This is a genomic window from Glycocaulis albus (genome assembly GCF_014639075.1).
GTDB classification, from domain to species: domain Bacteria; phylum Pseudomonadota; class Alphaproteobacteria; order Caulobacterales; family Maricaulaceae; genus Glycocaulis; species Glycocaulis albus.
In genome coordinates this window covers 1-22,882 of record NZ_BMFS01000018.1, presented here as the reverse complement: position 1 = coordinate 22,882, position 22,882 = coordinate 1, and the positions used below count along the sequence as shown (strand labels likewise).

Sequence of the window (22,882 nt, the reverse complement as noted above, 5' to 3'; positions counted from 1 at the left end):
CGTGTCATTCCTGACCTCCGGTTCCAAAAACACCCTAACTCGGTGTCCTCAAAACCGGCAGCAGCTCACAGAGCTAGGCTCCGCTTAAGGGGCATTGACGATGAAGGTTCTGCTGATCGCAAGGCATTACCCGCCGGCCGTTTGGCGCAGCGTTGCCCTCGTCCTGTGTTGAGGCCTCACGCTGTGGGAGCCTAAGCAATGAACGTAGTTCGGTGGAAAATCTGCAGTACGTCAGCGCCAAGAGCTAGCCTGAAGCGTTTCCAGCAAGAGGCGTGCTGCTTGAGCGGCGTCGAGCAACCCTTCGTCTCGAGAGTGATGAGATAATATGGGGCTCCGCATCGAGCGGACTTCATTTTGCCCTGATAATCCAATCCGCGTTCGCCAGGGGCCGTCGCCAGTAGCAATAATGGGCCTCCCGGCAGCCTGGTATTCGACATATTTGCCCGGTGGAACCGGCGCATTGGGAGCCGCAGTGACGATAAGCGCATCGGCAGCAGACTGCATTGCCAAGGACTGCTCGAGAGATACGACGCCATGCAATGTAATCTGGTTGGCTACTGGTGAGATTGATACCGCTTTCAACTCACTCGTGCTCAGGCGCCCGGCCAAATGCAGACGCAGGGCAGGCATTTCTTTCGCTGCCAAAGCGAAAGCTTGAAGTGTAGGTTCTATTGAACACTCGGGGTCAGAAATGCTGAAGGATCCAGAATGCAATAGGTGCGGGCCTGGCCCCTCAAACACGTAACCTTGACCCCGCGGCGGCAAGAAATGGCCAATAACAGTGCGCTTTCGATCCGGAAGCCCCGACAAGCGAGCGACTTCGGAATCGATAAGTTCGTTCACGGAAACCGCCACATCTACAGTATGAAGGAGATTTCGAGCGTATACAGATTCAAGTGCGCGCCTGTAAGCATTGCGACGGTTTAGGCGGAATGCCCGGTCGAACCATTGATCTCGGAAGTCAGCGCACCAACGCGCTCCGGTGACTCTCTTTAGTTCGTTGCCTGCCCAGTGAACGGATTCCGGCGGGCTAGTGGTCAGTATCCAATCGGGCTTGAAAGGTAACGATGCTTGCGCCGCCTTCGCGGCCCGTTTGGCCCAGCCTATATCGGGATCAGGCCAGCGTAGCCATTCCCGTGCAATGTCACGCGCGAAGGCTGACGCGGATGCTTGGCCCGGTCCTATACCAGGGGCAGGATCCCTGTTCGGATGGGCGACTGCGATCCCTGAAAGGGCAGGGTCGAGATCAGGTGCAACAAGGAAAATCTCCGTGCCCGCTTCTTTCAAGGCGTGTGCCAGAAAATACGGCCGTCTGGCGCCGCCGGATACCGCGGGAGGGTAGTGGCGTGCGATAATGACCAGTTTCATGCTATTACACTCGAACTGGCACCGCCAACGCCATCAGGTCTTGACGAGAGTGTCACGATATTGGGCTGCCAGATGGCCACAAGCATTGCGGGTATCGACAACCAATGGCAGCAGATCCAGAAGGCGGCGGTAGTCCACATTGTCGTGGTCGGTTGCGATTAGGGCAGCATCATAGGACCCGAGAATGTCATCTGACCATTCAATAGATTTGCGGCCTGCATATTCAGGGTGATCACGCGTTTGCGGGACTTGCGGGATGTAGGGGTCATAGAAATCGACATGGGCACCGCGTGTTTCCAGCAATTCCAGCAGCTCGAGCGAGGGGCTTTCGCGCATGTCGTCGACATTCTTCTTGTAGGCGAGGCCGACCAGTAGAATACGGGCGCCACGCATGGCCTTGCCAACGCGCAATGACAGCTCTTCAGTCAGCCTCGTGATCACCAAGCCTGGCATATTGGCATTAATTTCGCCCGACAACTCGATGAAACGGGTCGTCAGGCCGTATTCGCGGGCCTTCCAGGAAAGGTAGAACGGATCAACGGGAATGCAGTGGCCGCCCAGTCCCGGGCCGGGATAGAAAGGCATGAAGCCGAACGGCTTGGTCGCAGCCGCATCAATAACCTCCCAGACATCAATACCCATCGCAGAAAACACAACCTTCAACTCGTTCACCAGAGCGATGTTGACTGCCCGGAAAATATTCTCGGTCAACTTCACCGCTTCCGCAGTCCGCAGGTCCGACACCTTCACGACTTGGGGAACGATCTGTGAGTAGATTGCATAGGCGGCATCAAGCTCGTCGGTCGAGTCCGCACCCAGCACCTTGGGGATCGTTGAGGTCTCGAACTTGGGATTCCCGGGATCTTCACGCTCGGGGCTATAGGCCAGCGCAAACTCTCGGCCCGCCTGCAGGCCGCTGAGCTTCTCCAGCGTAGGCAGCATCAGCTCGTTCGTCGTGCCCGGGTAGGTGGTGGATTCCAGTACGATCAACTGCCCCTTGCGCAGTCGCGTGCCGATCATCTCTGTGGACGAAACCACATAAGACATGTCGGGGCCACGATGCTCATCAAGCGGCGTGGGCACGCAGATCAAGATGGCATCGGGCTCGGAAAGCTGGTCCATGCCTGTGGTCGCTGTGAAGAGGCCGGAGTCCACCATCGTCGCAATCGACTCGTCGCTGATGTGCTTGATGTAGGACTTCCTGCCGGCGAGGAAGTCGACCTTGTCGCCGGATACATCAAACCCGACAACCTTGATCCCGGCCCTGCAGAATGCCTGCGCGAGGGGAAGCCCGACATAGCCAAGGCCCAGCACACCGATACACAGCGTTCCGGACTTGATCTTCTGTTCGAAGAGCGTCGTAAAGTACGCGTCGCTGTTCGCTGCGGCTTGCTTGTCCAGCATTTTTCCTACCCCACTTTACCGTTAAATTCGCGGATGGCGGCGATTACGCGGTCTTGCGTGACATCATCAAGGTAGGGATGCATTGGCAAGGAAATCACGCGTTCGGCCTTTTCCTCCGTTACCGGAAGCCCGTTTGGGCCGAGCGGGTATCGCGAGTAGATATCCTGCTTGTGAATCGGGATCGGATAATAGACCGCCGTCGGTACGCCCCGAGACTTCAGATGCGCGGCGAGAGCGTCTCGCCTACTGTGTTCGATCGTATACTGCGCCCAAGTTGATACGCCACCTTCAATCACGAAAGGTACAGAGTCGACCACGCCCTCAAGATGCTCGTTATAGCGCGCTGCCACCCGATTTCGTGCCTCGATTTCACCAGCAAAAATATCCAGCTTCTCCAGAAGTACCGCTGCCTGGATCGTATCCAGGCGCGAGTTCATTCCGATGCGCACATTCCAGTATTTCGGATCATGCGTGAAGTCGCGGCCCGCGATGTCCGAAGCGGTTGCCTTGCCGTGAACGCGCAAAGATTCGATGTGTTCGGCGAGGCCTGCGTCATTCGTCAGCACGGCGCCGCCATCGCCATAACAGCCAAGCGGTTTGGCCGGAAAGAATGAAGTCGTCGTAATGTCGCTCCAGTGAACAGGGTGCTTGCCATTGATCGTACAGCCGAAGCCCTGGGCGGAGTCAGCAATCAGCTTCAGGCCATGCTTGCGAGCGATCTCCGCGATGGCGGGATAGTTGGCGGGCTGACCAAAAAGATCCACTGCGATAACGACGCTGGGATTGAGTTCTCCCCGAGCTTTCACCATCTCGATGGATGCTTCGAGATGTGCGGGATCCATATTGTAGGTTTTCGGATCAATATCGACGAATACAGGCTTGGCGCCAAGCCAAGGTACAACTTCGGCGGTCGCCGCAAATGTAAACGAGGGGCAAAAGACCGCATCCGTCGGCTTGAGGCCCCAAGCCATGAGCGGCAGCGCAAGGGCGTCAGTACCGTTTGCACAACTCAGAGCGTGACCGGCTTGGCCAAACTCGGCAAGCCCGCCCTCAAGCGCCTTGACCTCCGGCCCCATGATATAGCTGCCAGCGCGCAGTACCGATGCGACGCGCGCATCCACCTTGTCAGCTATGAGGTCATACTGAGCTCGAAGATCAATAAACTGCATCTCGTTCTTCCTGTTGAGCTACCGCCAGAGACATGCAGGCGCTTCTGGACCGCTGAAACGTCTAGCGCAAGTGACGAATTATCGAATCTCGTTGAGTTTCGCTAATTGCCGGCTTGGATCAATACATCGAGCACACGGAGTGCTTCCGCTCCGTCGGTAAGCGGGGAGTGATTTCCGGCGCAAGCGTCCAGAAAGTGCTCGCATTGCGAGCGCAGCGGCTCTTCATCACCATAGGCGATCGGTTCCCAGTCGGCTTTCGTCGGCACAGGTGCACCCCCGCCTGTTTCGATCAAATGACGGTAGAGTCGCAGCTTCTCGGGGCCACCCGCGCTGTCCTCGAATACCGCCATTCCCGTTTCGCCGACAATGACGAGACGGTGTTCCTTGAATGGGTGAAGCCAGCTCGAAAATACGTGCGCGCGGCCACCGGAGGGGAACTGTAGGTCGACCCGGTATTCGTCCTCGATACCATCACTGACGAATGCCCCGCCCGAACCAGAGACGCTTGAAGGTGCTTCACCAAACAGTGCAAGTAACATCGACACATCGTGCGGGGCAAAGCTCCACAACACATTCTCCTCCAGACGGAATTTTCCGAGCGAACATCTATGGGAATAGGCGTAACGCAGCCTGCCCAGCCCACCTTCACGGACAAAGTTGCGAAGCGCAACAAAAGCCGGATGGTACTGGAGCAAGTGGCCCACCATCAAAACCTTGCCGGCCTTCGCAGCTGCGTCCCGCATTGCCTCGCCCTCTGCCATGGTCATGGCAATCGGCTTCTCGGCAAACACGTGTTTCCCGGCGGCAAATGCCTGCAATGCGAGGCGGGCATGAAGTTCGGCCGGAGCGGCGATCACTACCGCGTCCACTGCTGTGTCCGTGATCGCGTCCTCGAAGGGCATGGCCGTCGCGCCGAACTGTTCAGCCATTGAAGCCGCCAGCTTCGCGTCTGGATCGACGACCGCCTTCAGCGCGCCCAGCTCGGCGAAATTCCGGACGTGATTTTTACCCCAATGGCCACATCCGACCACGGCGACGTTTATAGGCATCGGCAGGTTCTCGCTTTCATCAGCATCGCGGCGGATGCCTTTACAAGGTCTTTGAAAAAAACGCAAAGCGCCGGGCCGACACAAATCTACGGCCGACACTCGGGTAGGTAGCGTGCTTTTGCATGCAAAACGGCAATGACAGTGAGCGGTTTAGTGCGGTGCTGGACGTGCTCTGGCAGTCCGACTAGAAGATGGTGCGCAACCCCGTGGGTATACCGGCTGCGTTAGGTCTCAAGAGGCAAGTTGCTACAGGAGGCAAGTTGCTACAGTCGGCGGCTGATAGGAGCGTTACATTGTCAAAAATCATCACCGTGGTCGGCGCGCGGCCGCAATTTATCAAGGCCGCCGCTTTTTCCCGTGCCTTAAGCCGCGACCACGCTGCCAGCGCGCAAATCAGTGAATTGCTTGTGCATACCGGTCAGCACTTTGATGCCAATATGTCAGACGTGTTTTTTGAGGAGCTGGGCATACCCCAGCCGGCCGTCTCGCTTGGTATTGGCGGGGGATCACACGGGCAAGCTTCGGGTCGGATGCTGGAGGGACTCGAGCGGGTTATGCAGGAAGCGGAACCGGACATGGTGCTGGTCTACGGCGACACCAATTCAACGTTGGCGGGGGCCCTGGCAGCGGCGAAACTGCATATTCCAGTCGTGCACGTTGAAGCGGGACTAAGAAGCTATAATCGTCGCATGCCCGAGGAGATAAACCGAGTCGTGACAGATCATGTGTCGACGCTGCTGTTGTGCCCGAGCAAGCCTGCCGCGGACATCCTGGGACTTGAGGGTATAACCGACGGGGTCAGCGTAGTCGGCGATTTCATGTATGATATTTTTTCCATGGTTTCGACTTCAGTCGAGCCGCGCCGCTCCTCTGCGCCCTATGCACTTTTGACACTTCACCGCGCGGAGACGACAGACGATTTGCAGACACTGAAAGCCTATATTGAAGGCGCTGGTCGCAGCGGTGTTAACGTTCTTTTCCCGGTTCATCCTCGTACCCGCCAGGCGCTGGCTCGCTACGCCATAACGCTCCCTAACAACATCGAGGCTGTCGATCCGCTCGGGTATGCCGATCTTGTAGCGGCACTCAAAGGCTGCGAGTTTGTGATGACAGATTCAGGCGGGCTTCAGAAGGAGGCTTATTTCGCTGGTCGCAGATGCCTCACCTTCCGCTCCGAGACTGAATGGGTCGAGCTTGTAGAGGCCGACGCAAACCGGTTGTGTCCTCCAGAGCCCGACCTGATCGCGGACCACGCCCGATGGGCATTGGCAGGGGGGTGTGGCCAGCGTTCGATCTACGGGGACGGTAATGCGGCGCAAAAAGCGGTTCAGATACTAGCCGACTGGCTCCAAGCACATTAATGCAAGCCCAGTCGCCGTCCATTTTGTTGCTGGCATATTATCTGACCCGTGACGATCCCCGGTTGAGCCGTCAGGTGCGCCTGCTTCGCTCGGCCGGCCAGGAAATTCAGATTACTGCCGCTGGTATTTACGGTCACCGACTCGCGTGTGCCGATAGCCACGTTATCGTAGGCGCGGCGTCGCCCCGGCGCCGAATCTGGCTCGCACCGTTTCTGGCCCGTTGGGAACGGATCAGCGCACTGCATCGTCTGAATGAAAGACGTTGGGATGCGATAATTGCGTCGGACCCGGAAACACTGATCATTGCAGCGAATCTGGCAGCCCGCCACAACGCCGCGCTGATCTATGACGCGCACGAGTTCTATGAAGATGTTGCGGGCGGAAGTGACGGTCGGACGTCATGGGTGCGGCGGGTGCATGAACGGTATTTGCCTATGGCGAGGCATTTTTTTGTTCCCAGTGCTACCATCGCAGCCCGGTACGCGCATCTTTATCCCGGTGCTCCTCCGGCAGACGTGCTGGCAAATGCCGCTGCTCACAGGCGCAGTAGTAATTGCGACTCGCGCCTGAGATCACAATGTGGTGCCAGCCGGTCAGACCGCGTACTTGTCTATCATGGCTCGATCGGCGCGGGGCGTGGGCTCAATGAGCTAATCAGCCTGTTCGAACGCGGCGGCCCCCCTGGTTGGAAGCTGGCGTTGGTCACAAGTGATTTCGGGTTTGAAATGCAGCGGCGCATTTCTGCGTGCCGCGAAATAACACATACATCCCGGGTGCCACACGAGGAGCTGGCTGATTATTTGTCGGGAGCGGATGCCGGTATCGTTCCTTACGCCTTGACGTGTTTCAATCACGATGCGGCGCTGCCTAACAAACTGTGGGATTTTGGCGCCGCCAGCTTGCCCTGCTTCGTCACACCAGCCCGAGAAATGTCGACTATCGTCCGGGTATTTGGCAGCGGCTTTGTTTTACCTGCCGACCCTGCAGAATGGGGCGCGTTTATCGCTTCAACTTCGTCCGAGGCATTGGCAGCAGCTGGACGGGCCGCATTACGCTTTTTCTCCAATTCGCAGTGGGACGAGCAAGGCAGGGTATTTGCTTCCAAGGTGCTGGCTGCAGCCGCCAGCTTGTCAGTGAAAACGGGGGTGTGATGATGTTGCGTATCGGGACACGCCAGATTCAAGCTGTGATTTCACCTGATCGTGAATGGTGCAGGTTTGGTGTTCGCGATCCTGTCGTGCTGACCGACGAGACAGGCAGGCCACTGCTTGAAAACGACCGGCTGACTGTTTTCTTCAATGGGCGCGACCGGCCGATGGAGGAGGGAGGCATTACCCGGGTCGGCCGGGCCCTGTGCTCAGCAGATGGTGCCGGTTGGCAGGTTGCAGACAGCCCGGTTTTGGACGACGGCGACTATTGCGCCCTAGGATCGGCCGTTCGCCGCGACGATGAGTACTGGATTTACTATAGCCCAGGCACGCGCGACGGGTTTCGAGTGGCGCGCAGCATAGACGGCAAGCACTGGCGGCGTGAAGAGCGCTTGCTGTTAACGCCTGGCCAGTTCAACTGCTCGCGCATCGGATTGCCCTTTGTATTCCGCCCGTCCGGGCGATGGCTGATGCTATTTGAGGGGCTGCGCCATCACCGTTTCCGGATCTATCAGGCGCATTCTGATGACGGATTTCACTGGGTGCCATCGGCTGGAGAGCCGGTGTTCATGCCTGATGATCAGGCATGGGACGGATATGCTCAGGCCAACCCGTCGGTGTTTCCCCGTGATGATAACTCTTCTTGCATCTTGTTTTATAACGGTTCGGCGGTCGAGGAGCCGCAGGGGTGGGAGATTGCTGCCACCAGCTGGCAGGAAAAGCCAAGGCCTGCCAGCTCGCCTTTCCTATCGCGCGACCAGGCCAGCCTGCCGGGTGGCCGGCTTGAGGGCACTCGTGGGCTGGCGCCACAAGCCGATGGTGTTCTCGCATTGTATTTTGCCCTTCCGGGCAATGACTCTTACAAGGACGGGGCGATTTATCTGGCGAAGCTGGAGGATGCTCCGTTGAACGCGCAATTGGAATCTGAAGAGCGGGCCAATGACCGTTTAGCGGACACCTATTTCGATATCTGGGACCGATACCCCATTCAGGTGTTCACCCAAAAGCTCGAATCGGGGTGGCTGGCCGAGCAGGTTTCGCCCGGTGACCGTGTTTTATTGGCTGGATCGGGAGGTGCGCGTGAATTGCCAGCCCTCCTCGATAAGGGTGCCCGGGTTATCGCACTCGACCTGTCTCAAAAAATGCTGGACGCGGGAAAAGCCCGGTTTGCTGAGGCGGAAGTGACGTGGCGGCGGGGTGATGTATGCAATCTCCCAGAGGATATTGCATCAATGGATGCGATCTACGCGCTTGGAGGTGTGTTTGCCTACGTGGACAGTCTGGATTGTGCTTTGCGCTCTTGCAGAACTGCCCTTCGCCCGGGAGGCAATCTCATATTCACGATAATGAACGCCGATCATCCGACCGAGGCCCCTGAGCGGACCACATGGCCCGATGGCCGCGTGCGGCAAGCCCGAACGCTTGATGATCTAAAGGCCCGCATTGCCGCCGCCGGTCTCGAGTTTGTCGAAGCGCGCGGCTACCGATTCTTGGTTGATCTGCTGCCCGCGCAATGGAATCGTGCTGTCGACACTTCCGGTGCGCCTAGCGAAATCCTGACCCGTCTTCTCGAACTTGAAGAGGACATGCTCGGCTTGCTCCCCGTCGAACGCGCGAAATTCTTGTGGATTCACGCGAAGGCAGGATGAGTTGAAACACCCCGGAGCAGACTTTCCCCTATAATACGCTGAAGGAAAAATACTGGATTAAAGTAAAAAGGGTGAGGTGTTTCGTTGTTCGGCTTTTTGACTAAGTGCATCAAATTCTCGAAGTCATCCAGAAGTTTTGAAGGTGAGAGCATCGGCATGAACGTGTTATGTAAAGTGTGTCACCATTCTTTTTCTTCTCTTGAAGATTTAAGTAGATCTAGTCATGTGATCTATGATGTTTATGGTGACAAGAGAGTTGAGCCATGCCGTGCCATGCAAATTACCTGTGCCAAAACAGGTAAGGCAATCAAAGATTTTAATGAAAGTGGAAAAAGTGCTCCTGTAAATCAATTCAAAGAGGAGGCTTCCCTTGTTCCTGTTGAAGTTGGTCTCGACAACGTAGAGTATCTTTTTGGCGACAAGTATTATGGTCAGTTCATGCGGCCAACCGAGGCGGCGGACGTCGGCCAGCATCGTGATCTCGCTTCTATTAGCCCCGAGTCACTGCGGCGAGCTGAAGATGCAAGGTGTCTCAACGGTGAGGATGCCAGATACCGGCATGGCTACAACAGAGCCTACTTTGGAGTAAGGCCGGAGCATTTGCCGATGCAGCGCTATGGTCGCGATGCCCTTGTCACCATGACGCATTGGGCCTTCGTTGATGGACGGTTCAGCACTGGTGAGGTGCAGGTGTGGTTGAATCGTAGCGGAGCAAGTGTTGACCCGAAGAGAGATCAGCCGGCAATAGTAATTTATGGTGAATACGAGGGTGATAAATTTGGCATAGATGTAAGGGCTGCCGGTGATTTTAACGGAGATGGAAATGACGATTTAGCCATTTCTGCTCCATTTCACAACACGAAGTCCGATGACGGCTCGGTATATGTGTCTGGGGGAGTCGTTTATATACTTTTTGTTTCAAAACTTGATTTAAATAATGGACCAGTGAAAATTAGGGCTGATGAGATAGGTAAAACAGTCCCTGGTGTCCGGCTGGAGTTTGGTGCTGACGGAGCTCGTTATCCCGGATGGGGGCTGTCGATGGATCGAGCGCATTTCGCCTCGCTGGAGCACAGCTCATTGATTGTCGGCAGCTTTGATATTTACCCGGCGAAGCGGTTGCAGGAGGCGCGCAGCGCGCCAGCTTTTACTCCTCGATTCTATGCTATTCACGGCAGCAAGTCGGTACCTGATTTCGTTGAGCGTTTCCGGGTGGGCGTGGATGACGGTCAATTTGGGATTGTTGTGGGGCGGTATGACCTTGATGACTTGCCCCTGACGGTTGGTGGTATGAACATGACAGTGATGGGTATCGGTGATCTCGATGGCGATGGATACGACGAGATTGCGGTGTCGCAGTCGAATGGCACAGCAGCTGGCGGGAGTTATGTTCTGTATGGTGGTCCTGAACGTCTCGACCAGCGGGTTGGAAGTCTCCGCAATGATTGTGATTTAAGAATAGAAACAAAAAAATCACTAGCACTGAAGGATGGTTCAACTTTGGAGTTCCGCGGTCTGTTCGGTGCTACAAAGGTCCATGACTTTGATGGGGATGGCAATAGTGAAGTGCTTTTTTCAGCTCCCAAAAGCGCCGTCTCAGGTGTTCCGGTAGGCGCGGTCGGACTCCTGCGAGGGGGAAAGCGGTATGAGGGCACAATAGAGTTTGCAGACCTGGACTTCATCATTCACGGAGAGGTCGGTAGGACGCATGCGCTTGGCAAGCAAAACTCATGTCGTTCCCGCGACATAACCAATAACGGGTTTGCTGATATTTTGGTAAACGATACTGCATACTGGGAAGATTGTTGCGGTCGGCGCATGGATAGAGGGCGTTTCTGGTTGATTGAAGGTGCAGCGTCGAAACCGAGAGTCATGTCTGTTCCCACTGATGCCAAATTGACGTACGTGGCCGACTTGCGGGTGCCCGGGTTGTTTGGCTACGGCTGGGCGACTGGGGATTTCGCCGGGAATGGCCGCCAGCAAGTGGCGATTGGCGATCACTACATGGGGTATCGCAATGGTGTTCGCGCTGCGGGAGGTGTTTATTTGTTCGGCCCTGAAGCCCAATCAGAAAAAGCCGCCGACGATACAGGATTGGCAAACATGGCCTCGGTACCGCTTGTGTCGAGTGGCCAAGGTGAGAGCTCATTGATGCAAACATCGAACAGATCCGGAGATGAAGCTGCACCGAATTCGCATAAAGTTGATCGCAGGCAGGACTTTGAAGTCGTAAAAATTACAAAAGAGCTATTGTCTTATAATGTAATAAAAGAAACTGCGAGTGGAACCGACCTGGCATATTTGGAGGGCCGTTCAAATATGGAAGGTGTCACTGAAAAGTTTGTCCGTTATATTCTAGCTGAGCGAACAGATCTGGCGTCAGGCAGCGGAACTCTGCTTGATTCCGGTTGCGGAAACGGGCGATTCGCGGAGGCGCTCTCGCGTTGGTATAGTGTCACGGGAGAAGACCTGTCCCGAGGAGGGATATACCGGGCGCTAGAACGTTGCAGGGAGCAGCAACTCAATATCCGCTACAGGCTGGCTGATAGTCTTGCGATTGATGATATGTTTGACGTGGTGTTCCTGCGCGGCCCCTCATTTCTTGAGGGTGCTCATGCCTCATCGGACGCATTTTCAGATGCCCTCTCGCACATGATTGGCAGGGCGCGCCGAAGGCTCGTGTACGTATCCTTTTCGCGTGAACCGTTCGGCGTTCAAAACAAGTTCGCGTGCTGGATGCATGATCCGGCGTTAGTTGAACAGGCATTTCTCGCGCATGGTGGTGCTAAGCTATCCTACGAAAGCGGATACATTGTTGCTGACTGGCACAGACCGTGATGAGTTTTACAGACTTGCCATTGTCCTTTATCCCTTATCCTTTATGTGATTGACCCCAGCTTGGGGGGCGCCAAAGCGAAAGCACTTCAGACCTGTGCCTTGGCAGACGCAGCGGTTCAATCGGCGTCTATTGCGGCGTTGTAGGCGTCCAATACAGCCTCGACATTGCCGTCCATTCGCACCTGGCCTTTTTCAAACCAGAGGAGGCGATTGCAGAACTGCCGAAGAATGGCGCCAGAGTGTGTGGCGAGCACGAGTATGCCGGCGTCGGACAGAAGTGCCTCGAGGCGCGAAAATGCCCGCTTGTAGAATTTCGGGTCTCCTGCCCCCAGGACCTCATCGATGACAAGAATGTCAGCGCGGGGGGTGGTGGCGATACCAAATCCCACCCTGGCGCGCATGCCTGCAGAATAAGACCGCATCGGCAGTTGAGCGAAGTCGCCGATTTCCGCAAATTCAATTATCTCAGGGGTCGCCTTAGCTATCTCCTGGCTTGAAAGCCCGAGAAGATAGCCGGCGTCGCGGATGTTATCCAAAGCGTTCCGTTCGAGGCTGAGGCCGACCGAGCTGGTGAACAGCGTCGACACGGCTCCGCATATTTCGACGTCGCCCAGATCGGGTTCAAGGATACCTGCAACAACCTGGAGAAAGGTGCTCTTGCCGGATCCGTTAAGTCCGATCACACCTGCGCGATCACCGTCGGACAGGCGCAGATTTATGTCGCTCAGGGCCTCCACATAACGCCCTGCCGGGCCACTGACCAGCTTGCCGCCGACAGCATTTGCCGCGCCGGTACTGACTGTTGACCTGACCGGGAACCGCACGGTGACATTGTTAACTCTGATTTCAGCCACGGTCATATCCACCGGATGATGTTGCGGCGGCCGAACACAAAGATCGCGCCCCCCACCAGGATCGACAAACCTATAGTCAGCCCGGCACCAACAATATTCTGCAATGATGGCAATTCGCCCATGAGCGGAGTCCGAACGATGTCGATGAGGTGAGCCAGCGGGTTATAGGTCGCCGCAATTGCACGAACCGCTCCCTCGCGATCTTGCGGGTACCAGAAGATCGGGGTGACGAACATCATTACCCGCATCAAGGCGGTCACAACGAACTGGAAATCACCAAAGCGGGCGCCAATCAAACCCATACCCGCAGAAACGAATGCGGCAGAGAACACGATCAGTGCCAAGGCAGGCAAGGCAAGCAGCATCGTCCACGAAAAAGTTGCCGATGTGGCAAGAAATACACATGCCGGTATTAATAAATGTAGAGCAAGTTGAGATGCCGCGCTAGCTGCATGCCTTAAGGGCAGAACAAACAGCGGCATTGGAACGTTCTGAATTATCCCCTTGTTTTTTAAAAAAACACTGCTGCCGCCAGCAATAACAGTAGATAGATAGAAAAATAGAGCTACGCCCAATGAAAGATAAAGAAGATAATTGCGCCCTTCGTCCGCAAGCGCCGGTCCAAGAAAAATATAAACCGCACTGATCCAAACGGCCGGCTGTACCAGTGACCAGACAAGACCCGCGTGGGACCGGTCAAAGGAGACAGTGAAATCACGCCAACCCAGAAACACCCACAGCCGGGGACGTGAGAAGGCAGTGGCAATATCTCGCATGCTGCGGGCAAGACGGTTGGGCCGCAGTGGACCCGATGGATCTGGTTGCCGGCGTTCAAAGGAGGCCAATTCACTCATTTCGCCGGTAGCTTCCGTAACACTCTGAACAGGGCTTTAGTTTCTCGATCGCCACGTGATGCTGTCGCGCCGGTCCGTGACTCCGCGTAAGACAACTCTCCCAGCCTATCAAGATATGAGTCCAGTTCTCGCGGGCTAAAGATGATTGCTTCGTCACTCCCGCCAGCACCCGTAGGCGGCGAGGTGTTCTCGAAGACGATCATTATGCCTCCCGGGCGAATATGTGCCCACGCTGCTGCTAAAATCCGGTCCAGAAGGTCGCGGCGCATGTACAGCAGGACGTGCGAGAACAATATGACATCGTAGCTACGAAAGTAGCCGGCTTCCTCGGCTGATGTAATTTGCATGTGGAATTTGCCATGTATGCTTTCTGGCAGCCGTTGGTGGAGCTCCATGGCATTGAGCAGCGTGAAGAGCTCCAGTTCGCAGCATCGCGCATAGCTCACGTTGATGCGGTCCTCCATGAGCAGCTGGAGTGATACGGTGCCGGCATAGCCGCCGTGTTCCAGAAAGCTTACGGGATTGTCCGACCCGAAATGGTCCTCAATGATCCGCGCTATTGTTGCCGCCTTGTAGTAGGTGCCCGGTATCAGATAGCCCTGCCAGGAATTGAGGTGGCGCGCAAATTTGGTAGCACTTTCCGTAAAGTTCCAGGGGGCCGGATCGGTGTAAGCTGGTTGCTGGGCGAGCCGCCCGTCACCGAGCTCGCCAGCACGCACGCGATTTACAATGTCCACAGATTCCGGTCTCGGCAGGCGCTTGATCACTTTCGGCGGTGGTGCGTCCGGTGCCAGAATCGGGGCGAACATGTCCAGCAGACGTTCCGGGCGAGTGTTGTTCAGCGCTCCGCCAAGCAGGGCGTTGAGTACAAACTCTCCCCTGGCCTGCAGGAATGCGCCGAGCACCGAGTGGTTAACGGGCAGGTCATCTTGCGGCCGCCTGTAGATCGACCAAGGCCCCTTCTGTGAGACGGGCTCTCCGAGAAGCGCCGTAAGAGCGCTCGAGCTGATCCTGTTGCGTTCGCGGGCGCTCCCGGCATCCAACCGAGGCAAGTAAACTTCAGCTCCTTGCCGGGCACTGTTAACGATATTGGCAAGCCAGTCTAACGTCATGGTGCTTGAGAAAAAGTCGCAAGATGCGTGTATAATGACTTTCTCGAACAGGCAGCGCTTCAAAGGCTGAAAGGCTGATCCTATATCGTCGGGCGAAGCCGGATATAGCGGATCCCGAGACTTATTCGAGAACAGGAATAATCTGGATTTGTTGTCACACAGAGGCTTTACCGCTTCTTCGAGCGAGGCGGTCATCTGTGTGGAGCTGAAGAAATATCCGATCACACTATAAGCCTTTTTGTTCGGGTATTAAAGTAGTGCGTTGGCCGGCAACGATCTTTACAGACTGGTCGCTGGTTGTGCGCTGACGAACCCTAAAGATGCAGTTGTGCTCCAGCGGTTCGCCGATCACAATCTGGTGCCCGGTCGGCAGGTGTCGTACGCGGGCTCTGAACCGTGATGCCCGGGCAAATCGCATCGCGTCCCGGACGGTCGTTTTCCAACAGCCATCCATGTTGAGCGCTTCGATCAACTCGATCAACGCCTCGCGATGGATATCAGGATGATTCATCAGCACGGCATAGCCGCCTGAGTGTAGAATGTCCGGGATATCCTTTACTAACCGGTCAAGCCGGTGGTCGCCCGGCCTCGTGCTGCCGTCCAAGCTTACGTGAAAGGGGGGGGCCATCAAATTGGCGGTTGTCATAGGTACGCCGTCGGTAATCCGCGCTACGGGCACTGCCGTGACGTCTCGAATGCCAAACGCTTCTGTGATAGAAAATCCTGCGCGCTCGAAAAACTCGAGATGGACACTGCCCCGGTAGCCGATACCCGCAGGGCCGCCGTGAATCGTTACGCCGTCGAGGGGCTGGCAGATATGGCGCTGCAGCAGCGCAGCTTGCCTGCGCAACTCTAGTTCATCGTGGGCAAAGCAGTGAAGTTGAATCTCGTGGCCTCTTTCCTCGATCAAGTCAAGGACGTTCTGTGGCATGAGATATGAAAGAATACCGAATGATGCGCGGATGCCGTGACAGTCGTAGAAATCCATGAGTTCGCGCCAGCCGTCACTATCGACCTTCCGGTCGTAGTCGTGACGCACCGAAAACGCGCATGAAAACCCCTCCGGATAGGGTAGTGCGTAAACCATTGGGGTGTCAGCGAAAGTCAGGTGATGCTCTTCGGCCAAAGCGAGGCAGAAACGTAGCGCCTCCATGGGTGCGCTGCCTCCTTCGATGCCGGCGTATCGCTGCTCCAGTGGGGGAAAAGCAAGCCATCCGCCGACGATGTCAAAAATGGGAAAACAGAAGATCAAGACGCGGCCTGAGCGGATCACAGCTGGAACAACCCGGCCGTCACCAAGGTCGAGGCGCGCAAGGATTTCTTCGTCTTCAGGCCATAGTTCAACCGGAAAGGTGTTCTGACGCCATAGCGGGTCCTTCGACTCATAACGGATAATGTCGCGCTCGGGAGTCCGGACCCTAATTCGTTGACGGTGAACCCGTCCGACCGGCTTTCCATTCCGGTCGAGGAGTGTAGCCTGCTCTACATACACGCAGTTGCGCGGGGGGCTTTGATAAGGTTTGCTGTATCCGTGTCGAGTGGGGTCTCCAGAATTAGCACTTCTTCCGGTCCGCCGGCCTCCAAGGCTGTGTCACGTAGAATAAGGCGGGACCCGACGGAAATTCGGTGTTCGCTATCTGGCACTTCCCAGGCGTCTACCGCAGAGATGATGCCATGGCTGGCAAAAAGTGAACTCGCCAGCCCACTCCAATAGTACGCCCCTTGGCGTCCTTGCAGCCGGAATGTATCAGCTGGTGCCGGCCTATTGATCTCGATCATTGCGCCCCCGGTAGCGAAGCTGAGCCAGACCTGCGAACTGCTCGGACGGCTGACAGGATGACGGCGAGCGTTTGGCCGGGATCAATGCTTGTTCTTCAGCGCATCTCGTTGTGCCGCGTAGTGTTTAGCTGTTGCGCGGACCTCCGCGAGCTGCCGCTTGAGCACTTCCACGCGCTGGTTCACCACGTCCAGCGCCTCGGCCTTGGCTTTTATCAGCTCTCTCGCGTCGTTCAGCCGGGTTTTCAGAATGTTGATGCGCCCGATCAACTCACGCTCCCGGCGAGTAACGGAATCGACATCAAGGCCCAGAATGCGAGCGAAGCTCCTTTTGAACGGCTCAAGAAATTTCATGTCGCGCCCTCCGAGCACAAATCTATGCCAACCGCCGTCCGGCTATACAATCCCATCCTAGTAAGCACAAGAATGAGTCTTCGGATCCGGGCGGATCATCCGTGGTCATCACCTGCCTTAAGGTGCTACTTCGCCGCCCACACCGATCTGTGCTCCTGCCCAACCGTCAACCCAGGGCTCCAAGGCGAGTTCAGGATCAGAGTACATGGGGAACTCCGGCCATTTATCCACGTAATCTAGCCAACGCTTATGAAAATGTTTAAACTTTCCAAGGCCAAATTCTCCATATAGTTGTGCAAGTCCTTTTACGTGAATAAAATGATAGGCATTGTATAGTTTACCGTCTATCTTTTTAGTGAATCCAACAGCAGGGGCAACGGACGGGACAAGAATATCTAGTGGGATTTCAAGTTCGATTTCGTTTTTTCCTCTTTCAAGATAAAATTTACCCAAACTTCTAAATCCAACAATTTTCTGTGTAACAAATTTTGGATTGTATTGCGTTATGCCTATGTGCCACTCGCATTTCTGATCGCATTCACTTGTCAGTTCCAGTTTTATGTTGCTGGCGGCCGGGTATCGAACCATGGTAAGTGAGGCTTTGAACTGGAAGTAGGGTTGTGCCTCTTCGGGAAGGCGTACAACCTCGAATGTACCGTAGCTTTGGCTGTCGGCAATTGACTTTTTGAGTATCTTGTTTCCAGTATTTATTGTGATTTTGTCAATCTTTACGTCCTGCGGTTTGTCGAACCTGACCCGGCTCGTTACCGGGCCGGTGAGCTTGTACCGTGTGCTCATCATTTCGGGCATATCGAATAACGGCAGCATGTCGGCTAGTGTGCGCGCGCTCCGCTGTGCCAGGTCTTTTATTTGATTGTCTTTAAGTTTTCGAGCGTGGATGAACAGCTCATTCAGAACCGAAATCCAGCCGTTCAGCACGTACAAGGGGAGCTCGGTGGGGTACTCTTCAAAAAAACAACCTAGGTCATTCTCCAGAAATATGCCTCCCTCTTCTACAGGAATTCGAAAACTGCGTGCGAGTGCGAAAGCAAAATCCTTGTGTTCGGGCTTTTTTGTTTGAAGGTACAGTCGACCAATGGCGCCGAGATATCGTGCTTGTGTTAGTGCAGAAAAGAATTTGAATTGGTAGGGTGTTACTCCATCGTCAGGTTCGTAAAAGTAGACGTAGGAGTCATTAAGCTCCTCCATGCGATTTTGGGCTGCGATCGCTACCTGATCTGCGCGTTCGTTTATGAGCCGGGTATCGGGGTTGCCGTTCTTCCCCGCGTTCAGTATTTCAAGGATCATATACGCACCGGACATCGGATGCTCGACAGTCCGGGAGTCGTCAAATGCGGAGCGGGTGACAGGATAACCGTCACTCGCTACCGAGTGCAGTCTGTAATAATTCCAAACTTTCTTTCGAGGCTCGGTTAGAAGGTAGTAATCAAATGGATTTTCGTCAATCATTGTGTCGGCCTAGCATCTAGGGTTGGGCGAATTGCGGTGCGGTATCGCTGGGTGAAAGATGATACTTATTTTCACTGATTGCATCGAATAACAGGGCTGACAATCCCCGGCTGTGAGACAGACTCAGCCGAGCTTTCAAGAATTTATACCGCTAAGCATACTATCTGTTTGTTGGATGCTGTTCCCGTTTTCACGCAGTGCACGCAGGCACAGGGCCAGACCGCGGGCCAGATGCATTTCCTGGCGGAAATCCTTGCCGGCTAAAGTCCTCAGCCCATCCAGAGGAAAACGGCGGATCGTTGCGCGCCAGAATGCCGGGTTTGCGCCGTTAAGCGCGAAGCTTCCCATGCACGCCAAAGACGCACCGAGTGACCAAAGCCTAGCACCTGTCCGACGCATCATCATGGCCTGCCCACCCCGGAAAGTAAGGTCGACGATTGAGGAGCGTATGACACTGTCGATTGCATGCTCTATGTTGCTCGCGCGGACGGTATCGATATAGCCCTCGCCGGATTTGAACAGAGAGAAGGTTTCAATCGCCTGATTTTCTACCGTCTCGGGACCCAGTATGCCAGCCAAACCTTCAATGATGTAAGACTGATGGACGAGGTCGTACACGTGCTCTGAGGCGCTGTAAGCCCACCCGGTCTCCGGGGTGCGCCGCGTCAAGATGTGCCGGGCGACACTCTCGACGACGCCAGGCGAGGGGCGGCCATCAATGGAAGCGGCTTGGTGCAGTGCAAGCGCCCATACGCAAATCGTGTTGTCAACGTGCTCGCGGATATGTGGCGAAAAGAAGGGAATGGGCGCCTTGATATCCAGTCCTGACCACGGAGCGCCATCAAACCGCTCAAGACCAAGAACCGCCTCGGAGAGCAGGTCGGTTGCCAATTCCAGTTCGGGGAAGCTGTTGACCACATCAGCCAGCGCGCAGGTCACAAGGGCGGATGTAATCAGGTAGGGTTCATCGGCGGGTGCGTTCTTGAAGGCGAATCCCAGCCCCCATTGTGCAAAATCGCCACGCGCGCGCTGGTTGGCGCCTGCGGCAAGGCGTTCACATCCCGCTTCCAGCAGCTGCAAGGCACTAGGTTTGCTTATCATCGCGCACCGGGCAGCTTCAGTTACTGCCTGTAGATACTGTCCCTCTGCCATGGCATGCCATTGGGGTGTAGCGCAGTAGGCATCAGCACTTACGCCGTCGTTGACGGCATATGTGTCCAACAGGCCGTCCAGTACGCGGCGGAAGGCTTTGGCTGCGGGCTCACCTGCTTGCAATTTATCGATCACGCGCCACTCCAACTGGCTGATGCTAAGAAAGCCGCCCCTTGCTTTTGACGCTGGCCATGGGTATCGACCGAATGGCCTTCCCACTGAGGAGGCTGGACTGGCTGCAGTTGCAGTCTCGGAAGCGGGAACGGGGAAAGCTCATGAAGGTTGTCGCTCTTGTGCCGAATTCGGGAGCACGGGATGCTCGCGTCGTCAAGCAAGCGCGTACACTCGCCGCTGCCGGACACGAGGTCCACATTGTAGGTGTGCGAGAGCCAAACCATCCCAGTATAGCGGCCGTACTGGGTGAAAACATACTCGTTCATCGCTTGGCATGGCAGGGTGATGCGTACCGGCGTGCCCTGGTTGCAGTACTGCTTCGGATGGCGCTTCTAGCGCTGGTGTTCGTGGTCGCGGCAACGTTGTTGGCTTTTGCCGTTGCGCCGGCAATCGGCGCGCTGGGGCAGGCGTTTGGCAGCTTCATGGCTGGAGCCGCGCAGCTTGTCGAGACGCGTTTGGCCACCCACAATCAGAATTTCGAACCTGGTTGGAATTGGTCCGGGCTAGGCGCACTGGTTTTTGACGCTCTAGTGCTGATCGTTATCACTCTGGTGCTCGCTGTGGGTGTTTTCGTCCTGAAGCCCGCTAAGAAGCTCGGCGTGTTTTGGGGAGTGTCGATCACTGCGATCACTGAACCTGTGCGCAGTCTGGCGCGATTTTCAAAAAATTACAGCTCACGGGATAATGCCCCCGCAAACGACCTGTCGCTGGTCGAGGCGTTTGCTGCTGGCAATCTCATGGCGTGGATCGGCGATCTGCTTATCAACCGGTTTCGCGAGCGGGCGATTTTCCGCTCCAGCTTCAACGCTCGAAGCGACGCTCTGTTTCGCCACGCACTGTCTTTGGCCCCCGACCTTGTCTACGCGCACGAGGTGATGACGCTGGCAGCTGGCTGCCGACTAAAAAAGGCTCTGGGCTGCCCGCTGATTTATGACGCACACGAAATGTATGACGGCTTGGCCCAGGCTCCTGGTTACGTCACCCAACACTATTCGGATGTCCACAGGCGCCATATTGCAACTGCGGACCAGATGGTTGTGGTCAGTAAGTCCATGGCGGAAGCCTACATTGAGGCCTACGGAGGGGCGGTCCCGCCGACGACTGTTGTCGCCAATGCGGTGCCGAGCGTGGAACTCCCTCCATACGATGGACGGCTTCATAAGGCAGCGGGCATTCCACTGGACCGTAAGATATTATTGTACCAAGGCGGCTTCGCTCCAAACCGGGGCATTGAAGCTATTGTCCAAAGTGCTCGCTGGCTGGATGACGACTGGACCGTCGTTCTAATGGGGTGGGGGAAGCTCGAAGCGACGTTGAAGCAACAGGCTGAGCGTATGGCAGCTGAGGTAACGCGCGAAAAATCGGAGGAAATTCGCCGGAACGCCGAACGCGCCCAGCGTGTACGCCAAGAAGCCATGGTAAAGGCCTTTCTCGAGGGCTTCTCCCCGACTCGCGATAAAAGCGTGCTTCAGGTTCAGGCTGGCGCCCTGCCTACGGAGGACAAACCGGGCAGTTTGGACGCCGCGGGGGGGGAGTCGGTCGACTCAAATGCGGATAATGCTGCGTCTCCCGCACCGGACGACGTGGCAGCGAGCGTAGTGTTCACCGACGGATTCGGACAAGCAGTGGCGGCTTCCGGTGCAGGTTCAAGGTCGGAGGCTTTCGCCCGGAACATCGCTGACGCAACGAACTTGCTGATGAGCTGGTCGACCAAGGCGGACGAGTTGAAGCGGGCGGCGAAGTCAGCCTTTAAGGCCGAGATGGAGGTGGAACTCTCTCTGCCAACTCCTTCCGATTTTGACAAGATCAGATTCGTGCCACCTGCAGCACAAGAAGAGCTGTTGCTTTGGAGTCAGGGTGCGACCATCGGCGTAATCCCCTATCCCAACGACGGTATCAATCACTGGGTGTGCTCACCGAACAAGCTCTGGGAATATTCCTGCGCAGGTGTTCCGGTCCTCGTGAGCCCGGTCATTGAGCTGTACAACTTTATCCAAGAGTATGATTTCGGATGGGTCTTGCCGCCGGATCCGTCGCCTGAACGGATCGGCCGGATCGTGAACAGCCTTAATGACGGAGAAGTCGAGGCTAAGCGCGCACGGACACAGGCTTTTATCGCGGATCATCATTGGGGGATCTACGCGCAACGTCTTTTAGAGGTGGTCAATAGCTGTGCCGGCGGAGTGAAGGCATGAGCTACTGGGCGCATGAGAGTGCCGTGATTGATGACGGTGTCGAAATAGGTGAAGGTACCAAAGTTTGGCACTTCACTCACATATTGAAAGGCAGCAGGATTGGGCGGCAGTGCTCGCTTGGCCAGAACGTAATGGCCGGCCCGGATGTCTTGATTGGTGATAAGGTAAAGATTCAAAATAATGTGTCCCTTTATAAGGGAGTTATACTTGAAGACGGCGTATTTTGCGGCCCTTCTTGTGTGTTCACTAATGTGCTTACGCCGCGTGGTTTTGTGGAGCGCAAGGCGGAATTCGGTGAAACCGTCGTTCGGCGGGGCGCAACTATCGGAGCGAACGCCACGATCGTATGCGGCGAACCGAATGGACGCACTGTGCTGGGAGAGTACTGTTTCATTGCAGCCGGGGCGGTGATCACCAAAGATGTTGCGCCGCATGCGCTGATGGCCGGTGTTCCGGCGCGGCGGATAGGCTGGGTAAGCCGCGCCGGCGAGGTGCTCGGGGCTGATCTGGTCTGCCCACGCACCGGGGAACGTTATGAAATGCAGAACGAGCGCCTCAATATTGTTGATGAGCGACCTCAGGACTCACCGCATCTCGAGGTGTAGCGCAGAGCCTTCGCTCAACACCCATTCAGCTGTCTTGCGGTATCGATCCGCGTGGCGTCTTGATCCAAACTTGTGGCTAGGGGAAGTGGCCAACATCAAAACGGGCCGTCGACTCTACAGCGAGTTAGGCCTACAGCTGCGCAGCCAGCACCCCAAGCGCCGGGTAAAGGCCGAGCTGCACAACGACCATCAGCACTAGCCGGTTCGAGCGAGGTCTGAGCGATTGACTTTGTATTCTGATCGTGGCGAACCGGCAATTACACTCCTGCCCGGCGGGCGCCCTGAGCTGCTGCCGGTTTTGAGGACACCGAGTTAGGGTGTTTTTGGAACCGGAGGTCAGGAATGACACG

At 56.0% G+C, this 22,882-nt stretch carries 17 protein-coding genes; 6 read left to right on the top strand and 11 right to left on the bottom strand.

Annotated elements, in window-relative coordinates:
* Nucleotides 1–231: 231 nt before the first annotated feature.
* The 4 genes from IEV75_RS13940 to IEV75_RS13620 all read right to left on the bottom strand — a co-directional run bounded on the left by IEV75_RS13940 (nt 232) and on the right by IEV75_RS13620 (nt 5,089).
* Nucleotides 232–843: a glycosyltransferase gene (locus tag IEV75_RS13940; RefSeq protein WP_233351877.1), complete on the bottom strand. Its 612-nt coding sequence runs from the start codon at nt 841–843 to the stop codon at nt 232–234.
* A 558-nt stretch (nt 844–1,401) separates the two neighbouring features.
* A complete protein-coding gene (locus tag IEV75_RS13630) occupies nt 1,402–2,772 on the bottom strand; it encodes a nucleotide sugar dehydrogenase (protein WP_188453121.1) in 1,371 nt (456 codons plus the stop codon).
* 5 nt (nt 2,773–2,777) lie between these two features.
* Nucleotides 2,778–3,941 (bottom strand): DegT/DnrJ/EryC1/StrS family aminotransferase, encoded by a 1,164-nt coding sequence (locus IEV75_RS13625; protein WP_188453120.1) that lies wholly within the window; start codon nt 3,939–3,941, stop codon nt 2,778–2,780.
* A 101-nt stretch (nt 3,942–4,042) separates the two neighbouring features.
* Entirely contained in the window at nt 4,043–5,089 is a 1,047-nt protein-coding gene (locus IEV75_RS13620) for a Gfo/Idh/MocA family protein (RefSeq protein WP_188453119.1), read from the bottom strand.
* A 194-nt stretch (nt 5,090–5,283) separates the two neighbouring features.
* Between IEV75_RS13620 and wecB the strand changes: the two genes are divergently transcribed.
* The 4 genes from wecB to IEV75_RS13600 all read left to right on the top strand — a co-directional run bounded on the left by wecB (nt 5,284) and on the right by IEV75_RS13600 (nt 11,986).
* Nucleotides 5,284–6,351 carry a non-hydrolyzing UDP-N-acetylglucosamine 2-epimerase gene (wecB, locus tag IEV75_RS13615; protein WP_233351876.1) on the top strand — a complete coding sequence of 356 codons (1,068 nt, stop codon included), beginning with the start codon at nt 5,284–5,286 and terminating at the stop codon, nt 6,349–6,351.
* Nucleotides 6,351–7,502 (top strand): glycosyltransferase, encoded by a 1,152-nt coding sequence (locus IEV75_RS13610; RefSeq protein ID WP_188453117.1) that lies wholly within the window; start codon nt 6,351–6,353, stop codon nt 7,500–7,502. Before wecB ends, IEV75_RS13610 begins: the two co-directional genes overlap by 1 nt.
* A complete protein-coding gene (locus IEV75_RS13605) occupies nt 7,502–9,148 on the top strand; it encodes a methyltransferase domain-containing protein (protein ID WP_188453116.1) in 1,647 nt (548 codons plus the stop codon). Before IEV75_RS13610 ends, IEV75_RS13605 begins: the two co-directional genes overlap by 1 nt.
* A gap of 84 nt (nt 9,149–9,232) precedes the next feature.
* Nucleotides 9,233–11,986, top strand: a complete 2,754-nt coding sequence (locus IEV75_RS13600) for a methyltransferase domain-containing protein (RefSeq protein ID WP_188453115.1) — start codon at nt 9,233–9,235, stop codon at nt 11,984–11,986.
* Nucleotides 11,987–12,102: 116 nt separating this feature from the next.
* Here IEV75_RS13600 and IEV75_RS13595 read toward each other — a convergent pair whose 3' ends face one another.
* The 7 genes from IEV75_RS13595 to IEV75_RS13565 form a co-directional block, all read right to left on the bottom strand.
* Nucleotides 12,103–12,840 carry an ABC transporter ATP-binding protein gene (locus tag IEV75_RS13595; protein ID WP_188453114.1) on the bottom strand — a complete coding sequence of 246 codons (738 nt, stop codon included), beginning with the start codon at nt 12,838–12,840 and terminating at the stop codon, nt 12,103–12,105.
* Between the two features lie 2 nt (nt 12,841–12,842).
* On the bottom strand, nt 12,843–13,694 hold the full coding sequence (locus IEV75_RS13590) for an ABC transporter permease (RefSeq protein ID WP_188453113.1): 852 nt from the start codon (nt 13,692–13,694) through the stop codon (nt 12,843–12,845).
* On the bottom strand, nt 13,691–15,031 hold the full coding sequence (locus IEV75_RS13585; RefSeq protein WP_188453112.1) for a class I SAM-dependent methyltransferase: 1,341 nt from the start codon (nt 15,029–15,031) through the stop codon (nt 13,691–13,693). Before IEV75_RS13585 ends, IEV75_RS13590 begins: the two co-directional genes overlap by 4 nt.
* Nucleotide 15,032: 1 nt before the next feature.
* Complete coding sequence (locus tag IEV75_RS13580; protein WP_188453111.1) at nt 15,033–16,298, bottom strand: polysaccharide deacetylase family protein; 1,266 nt, start codon at nt 16,296–16,298, stop codon at nt 15,033–15,035.
* Between the two features lie 368 nt (nt 16,299–16,666).
* A complete protein-coding gene (locus IEV75_RS13575) occupies nt 16,667–16,936 on the bottom strand; it encodes a hypothetical protein (protein ID WP_188453110.1) in 270 nt (89 codons plus the stop codon).
* A 117-nt stretch (nt 16,937–17,053) separates the two neighbouring features.
* Nucleotides 17,054–18,406, bottom strand: a complete 1,353-nt coding sequence (locus IEV75_RS13570; RefSeq protein WP_188453109.1) for a D-glucuronyl C5-epimerase family protein — start codon at nt 18,404–18,406, stop codon at nt 17,054–17,056.
* A 135-nt stretch (nt 18,407–18,541) separates the two neighbouring features.
* Nucleotides 18,542–19,693: a hypothetical protein gene (locus IEV75_RS13565; protein WP_188453108.1), complete on the bottom strand. Its 1,152-nt coding sequence runs from the start codon at nt 19,691–19,693 to the stop codon at nt 18,542–18,544.
* A gap of 140 nt (nt 19,694–19,833) precedes the next feature.
* On the opposite strand from IEV75_RS13565, the gene IEV75_RS13560 reads away from it, so the two are divergent.
* On the top strand, nt 19,834–21,927 hold the full coding sequence (locus tag IEV75_RS13560) for a glycosyltransferase (RefSeq protein WP_188453107.1): 2,094 nt from the start codon (nt 19,834–19,836) through the stop codon (nt 21,925–21,927).
* The gene (locus tag IEV75_RS13555; RefSeq protein ID WP_188453106.1) at nt 21,924–22,532 is read left to right on the top strand and encodes an acyltransferase; all 609 of its coding nucleotides are present in this window, start codon (nt 21,924–21,926) and stop codon (nt 22,530–22,532) included. The genes IEV75_RS13560 and IEV75_RS13555 overlap by 4 nt, the downstream gene beginning before the upstream one ends.
* The last annotated feature ends 350 nt before the right edge of the window (nt 22,533–22,882 follow it).